The 6,051-nt window shown below is 73.7% G+C and carries 6 protein-coding genes; 2 read left to right on the top strand and 4 right to left on the bottom strand.

Annotation, left to right across the window (positions count from 1 at the left end; all coding sequences use genetic code 11):
• The 3 genes from TA90_RS10800 to TA90_RS10790 all read right to left on the bottom strand — a co-directional run.
• On the bottom strand, positions 1 to 372 hold a 372-nt coding region (locus TA90_RS10800; RefSeq protein ID WP_043536371.1), incomplete at its 3' end, for an MFS transporter.
• Positions 359 to 1,411: a glutaminase A gene (gene glsA, locus TA90_RS10795; RefSeq protein WP_052450784.1), complete on the bottom strand. Its 1,053-nt coding sequence runs from the start codon at positions 1,409 to 1,411 to the stop codon at positions 359 to 361. The genes TA90_RS10800 and glsA, both read right to left, overlap by 14 nt.
• A gap of 90 nt (positions 1,412 to 1,501) precedes the next feature.
• On the bottom strand, positions 1,502 to 1,861 hold the full coding sequence (locus TA90_RS10790; protein ID WP_043536370.1) for a winged helix-turn-helix transcriptional regulator: 360 nt from the start codon (positions 1,859 to 1,861) through the stop codon (positions 1,502 to 1,504).
• Between the two features lie 115 nt (positions 1,862 to 1,976).
• On the opposite strand from TA90_RS10790, the gene TA90_RS10785 reads away from it, so the two are divergent.
• On the top strand, positions 1,977 to 2,837 hold the full coding sequence (locus tag TA90_RS10785; protein ID WP_043536368.1) for an NmrA family NAD(P)-binding protein: 861 nt from the start codon (positions 1,977 to 1,979) through the stop codon (positions 2,835 to 2,837).
• 66 nt (positions 2,838 to 2,903) lie between these two features.
• Here the strand turns inward: TA90_RS10785 and TA90_RS10780 are convergent, their stop codons facing one another.
• Complete coding sequence (locus TA90_RS10780; RefSeq protein ID WP_043536366.1) at positions 2,904 to 3,833, bottom strand: DMT family transporter; 930 nt, start codon at positions 3,831 to 3,833, stop codon at positions 2,904 to 2,906.
• A gap of 420 nt (positions 3,834 to 4,253) precedes the next feature.
• On the opposite strand from TA90_RS10780, the gene TA90_RS10775 reads away from it, so the two are divergent.
• The gene (locus TA90_RS10775) at positions 4,254 to 5,942 is read left to right on the top strand and encodes a DEAD/DEAH box helicase (protein ID WP_052450783.1); all 1,689 of its coding nucleotides are present in this window, start codon (positions 4,254 to 4,256) and stop codon (positions 5,940 to 5,942) included.
• Positions 5,943 to 6,051: the final 109 nt, after the last annotated feature.

Below are 6,051 nucleotides of genomic sequence, written 5' to 3'. Positions count from 1 at the left end.
CACGATGATCGCGGCACCGGCGCCCGCGAGTGCCTGGGCGGCGATGACCCATCCCACGGACGGGGCCGTGACCATCATGGCGGAGGAGGCGCCGAAGACGACGATCACCGAGCGGAAGATCCGCGACCAACCCACCCGACGGCCGAGCTTCGCCCCGACCATCACCAGCGCGGCGACGACGAGCCCGTAGGTGACGATCGCGGTGCTCACGGTCGTGGAGGGCACGCCGAAGTCCTCCACCATGCCCCCCATCGACACGGGCAGCGCGGCGACGTTGAAGGACATGAGGACCTGGGCGAGGAACAGCCCGACCATCGGCACCCAGGACGCCTTCTCCTGCGGTGCGACGGCGGTTCCGTCAGTGCTGGTCATGGGACTCCTCGTCGGTCGGGCGTGCGGTGGTGGGGGGCGCGGTGGTGGGGCGCGCGGTTGCGGAGGCGAAGACGTCGAGCCCCAGTGAGCGTGACAGGTGGGCGGTGACCCTCTGGGCGCGCACGGAGTTCCCCACCGCGTCGAGGCGCGGGGAGAACGCCGCGATGCCGGCCTTGCCCGGGGAGACCGTGAGGATCGACCCCGACACCCCGGACTTGCCGGGAAGCCCGATCTCGAAGAGCCACTCCCCCGAGCGCTCGTAGAGGCCCGTCGAGGCGAGCACGGCCAGGGTGTCGCGGCACACGCCCGGGTCGACGACCCGCTCACCGGTCACCGGGTTGATGCCCCCGTCGGCGAGGGTCGCGCCCATGACCGCGAGGTCGCGCGTGGTCACCGCGAGGGAGCACTGCCGCGTGTAGACGTCCGCCACGGCCACGGGATCGCCCTCGATGTGCCCGTAGGAGGCGAGCAGCTCGGCAATGGCCCGGTTGCGGCCGTTGGTGCGCGACTCCGCGCGGTAGGTCGCCTCGTCGACGTCGAGCTCACGGCCGCAGAACGCGCCGAGGCAGCGGCGGACCCGGTCCCACTGCCGGGCGGGCGTCGCCCCGGGGACCAGTGACGTGGTGACGAGGGCGCCCGCGTTCACCATCGGGTTGCCGGGGTGCCCACCGTTCAGCTCGAGGGCCATGAGGGAGTTGAAGGGCAGCCCCGTGTTGTTCACACCGACCCGGTCGTGGACGGCGCGGTGGCCGAGCTCCTGGCAGACCAGCGCGTAGACGAAGGCCTTGGAGACGGACTGGATCGAGAACTCGAGGCGGGAGTCCCCCCATTCGTGGACCTCACCGCCCACCTCGGCCAGTGCCACCCCGAAGCTCCCCGGGTCCGCCCGGGCGAGGGTGGGGATGCAGTCGGCGACCGCACCCTCGGTGTGCGGGAGTGCCCGCGCGGCGGCCGCGACGATCGCCTCGTCCACGTCGGCCGGGGCGGGCAGACGCCCCGTCGACACCGTCACCGGGATCCCGCTCACGTCGATGTCCATCCGACCTCCTCGACCCGTCCAGTCCCGCAGATGCCAATCACCTGCGGGGACACGGGGGTGTGGTACCAGCCAGCGGACTGCCCGGTCAGGTCAGGAGCCAGGGGCGGTGGCCGCGAGGGCGGCGTAGAGGGAACCCACGAGTCCCTCCACGTGGCCGGCGACCTCGCCCCCGGCCGGGGTCAGTCGGTACCCGGCGGGGACGGTGGGCGAGGCGGGCCTGCGGGCCACCAGCCCGTCCTCCTCGAGGGAGCGCAGCGTCCGGGCGAGCATGCGTTCGTTGGAGCCACCGATCATGCGGTGGATCTCCCCGAACCTCGTCGCCCCGCGCGCCAGCGCGAGCAGGGTGAGGGCACCCCAGCGTCCGGTGACGTCCAGGAGCGCACCACGGGACGGGCAGTGCTCGTCGAAGACGTCGAAGGGTGGGGACACCCCCTCGAGTGTGCTCTCCATGGTCCTCGACCCTCCCTGTTGACGTCGGCGCCGGGCCACACCATACTGGGCAACCACTTACGAAAAGTAAGTGTACGCCGGGCGGACCCGCCGGGCACCCAGGGAAGGACACACCATGACCATTGCCGTCACCGGATCGACCGGACACCTCGGGGGACTCGTCATCGAGGCCCTGCTCGAGCACCTCCCCGCCCCGCGGGTCCTCGCCCTCGCCAGGGACACCACCAGGGCGAGGGCCCTCGCGGATCGCGGCGTCGAGGTGAGGACCTTCGACTACGACCGGCCCGACACCCTCGCCCCCGCGCTGGAGGGCGTCGACCGCCTGCTCCTGGTCTCGGGGAACGCCGTGGGAAACCGGGTGGCCCAGCACCGTGCCGTCATCGAGGCGGCCTCGGCAGCGGGCGTCCGCTTCCTCGCCTACACGAGCGTGCTCCACGCCGACACCGCCACCGGGCCCGTCGCACCCGAGCACCGCGAGACGGAGGCCATCCTCGCGCACGCCCCCTTCGAGGTCGCCCTGCTGCGCAACGGCTGGTACTCCGAGAACTACCTGCCCACCGCCCAGCAGGCCGTCGCCTCGGGCGAGGTCCTCACCAGTGCGGGCAGCGGCAGGGTCGCCTCCGCCGCCCGGGCCGACTACGCGGCAGCCGCCGCCGCGGTGCTCGCCGCCGACACACCCCGCCCCGGCACGTACGAGCTCTCCGGTGACCACGCCTGGGACACCGCGGAACTCGCGCGCACGATCGCCTCACTGTCCGGGCACGAGGTCCGGGTCCACGAGGTGTCCCCCGATGAGCACCTGCGTCTCCTGGTGGGGGCCGGTGTGCCCGAGGGCGGGGCGGAGTTCGTCGTCGGCACCGACCGGGCGATCTCCCGGGGGGAACTCGCCGACACGCCCGGGACGCTCTCGGCGCTGATCGGCCGCCCGACCACGCCACTGGCCGACACCCTGCGACCGGCCCTGACGCAGTCCTGAGACCACGAGCGGTGTCTTCGCCGCCGACGGGGTGTCCCGGCCCACCGGGGCGGCGACGGTGCCGGGTCACACGAGGCGGACGAGCACCACTCCGGCCAGGACGGTCAGGGCACCCAGCACACGCTGTGCGCCCACCGGCCTGCGCGGCGCCCCCAGGAGCCCGAGGTGGTCGACGACCAGGCCGGAGACGATCTGGCCCAGGAGCACCACCGACACCGTCAGACCCGTGCCCAGCACCGGGGCGATCGCGGAGTTCGCCAGCACGAACCCCGCACCCAGTGCGCCTCCCGACCACACCCACCACGGCTCCGCGCGGCCCACTCCCCGCAGGTCGGGGCGCGCCCCCATGACGACCACGATGACCGCGAGCGCCAGGGTTCCGACCACGAAGGAGACCGTGGCGGCGAAGAGGGCCGATGCCGACACGACCCCCAGCCGTCCGTTGACGGTCGCCTGGACCGCGGACAACGTGCCGGTCAGCACGGCCGCCCCGCCGAGCGCCACCACCTTCAACGGCCCGGGGCCGCCCTCGTCGGTCGCCGTGGGTGCACCACGTCGGGGCCGCATGTTCGCCAGCGCCGCGCCGAGCACCACCAGCAGGGCACCAGCCGCGCGCGCAGGGCCCAGGGGCACCCGCGTCGCGCCGAAGGCCCCGGTCGCATCGATGAGGACACCCCCGATCACCTGACCCACGATGGGCAGGACGACCGCGGAGGAGGCCCCCAGGGCGCGCATGAGGACGATGTTGAAGGTGAGGAAGGCCACTCCGCACAGTCCCCCCACCCAGATCCACCACGGCTGCCGGGGCAGGACGCCCAGGTCGATGCCGGGACGGGTGAGGGCCAGCGCGAGGAACAGCGTCAGTGTCCCCACCGAGAACGAGACCAGCGAGGCGACGAACACGGACCCCGCCCGCCGGCCCAGACGCGTGTTGATGGTCGTCTGGACGGGGAGCACCAGGCCTGCGGAGATGCCCGCCAGGACACCACCGATCATCGCCGACCCCCGATGCGGGCGCGCGACGTCGCACGCGGGTGCGGATCGCGACGGGAGCGGACACTGGTGACGGACACGGGAGCAGCATAGGGACACCGCGCGCCACGCGCCCGGTGCGCGCCCCCGGACCCCCGCCCGTCCCGGTCGGCCCTCCCGACACCCCCTCCGACGCCACCGGACAGCGGCCCGCCCTGGTGAACCACGTCTCAGCAGTGCCGACGCCGGGTCGTGCTAGCCTCATCAGTGGCGGTCCTGCACACCGCCCGCGTCGTTGAACGCTTTCCCGGGTCGATCACTGAACCCGGCCCCGCCCGACCACCAGGCGGCGGGGATGCCTTCGCACGGCGAACGGATGCGCCACCGGGCGCCTTCGCCAACAGTCCTCGTACCCCGGGCCGGCAGGTCCGTCGAAGAGAGTCCATGACTTCCACCATCCTCGCCGCACAGGCGCGCTCCGACGCGTCCGCGGCCACCACCTCCTCCCCGACCTTCGCCTCCCTCGGCGTCCCCGCCGAACTGGTCACGGTCCTCGAGGGACAGGGCAAGGCCACGGCCTTCCCCATCCAGACCGACACGCTGCCCGACACGCTGTCCGGGCGCGACGTGCTGGGACGCGGGCGCACCGGGTCAGGCAAGACCCTCGCCTTCGCGATCCCGCTGGTCGCCCGCCTCGCCGAGGCCGGCCGCACCAACACCCCCCGCCGTCCGCGCGCCCTCGTGCTCGCCCCCACCCGTGAACTGGCCTCCCAGATCGCCGAGGTCATCGAGCCCCTGGGCCGTGCCTACGGCCTGCGGGTCACCACCATCTTCGGCGGCGTCAAGCAGACCCGCCAGGAGATGGCCCTCTCCCGTGGTGCCGCCGTCGTCGTGGCCTGCCCCGGGCGCCTCGAGGACCTGATGGGCCAGGGTCTGGTCTCCCTGTCCGACATCGCGGTCACCGTCATCGACGAGGCCGACCTCATGGCCGACATGGGCTTCCTGCCCGCCGTCACCCGCATCCTGCGCGCCACCCCCGAGGTCGGCCAGCGCATGCTCTTCTCCGCCACCCTCGACAACGGCGTGGACCGTCTGGTCAGGCAGTTCCTGCACGACCCGGTCCTCCACTCCGTGGACCCCGCCGAGTCCCCCGTCGAGCAGATGACGCACCACGTCTTCGAGGTGGCCGACGCCGACCGCAAGAAGGACCTCATCGAGGCCCTGGCCTCCGGCACCGGGCGCCGCATCCTGTTCTTCCGCACCAAGCACCGCGCCAAGCGCACCGCGCGCCAGCTCTCCGCCGCCGGCATCCCGGCCGTGGACCTGCAGGGGAACCTCTCCCAGAACGCACGTGACCGCAACCTCGCGGCCTTCGACTCCGGCGAGGTCCGGGTCCTGGCGGCCACCGACGTGGCGGCACGCGGGGTGGACGTGGCCGATGTCGAGCTGGTCATCCACGCCGACCCGCCGCGTGAGCACAAGGAGTACCTGCACCGCTCCGGACGCACGGCACGGGCCGGGCACTCCGGCGACGTCGTGACGATCTGCCTGCCCGAGGAGCGCCGCGACCTGGCGCAGGTCCTGCGCAAGGCGAAGATCCACGTCACCCCCGAGCGCGTGGACGCGCACTCCCCCGAGGTCGCCGAGCTGGTCGGCGAGCGCGCGGCCCGCGTGGCGCCCCGCCCGGCTGCACAGCCCGAGGGTTCCGCGGGTTCCTCCACGGGTTCCCGTCGCCACCCCGCCGGTGGTCACACCTCCGGCGGCTCCACCGGCGGGCGCTCCCGTGGCCGCCGCGGTGGTCAGGGCGGTCAGGGCGGGGCGGCCTCCGGGCGCGGTCCGGCCCAGTCGCAGGGTTCCCGCTCCGGCTCCTCCCGTTCGACGTCCTCCCGTTCCTCCTCCGCCACCCGTTCTCCCGCGACCGGCGCGGACGAGGGCGGCCGCGGCTCGCGTCGCTCGGACCAGCACCAGCACGGGGGCGCATCCGCCACCCGCGGCTCCGGCTCCGGGTCGGCGAAGGGCTCCTCGGGCCGCTCACGCGGGCGCAAGTCCCGCAACGACCAGGTGGCCAGCGCGGTGCCGAAGCGTCACCGCGCCGTGGTGTGGAGCACGGAGACCCCGCGCAGCCACCACTGAGCAGAGCGTTCCACCGGGTCCCGCGCCGCTCGTGCGGGCGGGGTCCCGGTACAGGCCGACGGCCCGCCCCCGCAGATCTGCGGGGGCGGGCCGTTCGCCGAGCGGTGGA

The sequence above is a fragment of the Actinomyces polynesiensis genome, from assembly GCF_000820725.1.
Taxonomy (GTDB): Bacteria; Actinomycetota; Actinomycetes; order Actinomycetales; family Actinomycetaceae; genus Pauljensenia; species Pauljensenia polynesiensis.
This window is presented reverse-complemented; position numbering and strand designations above follow the sequence as displayed.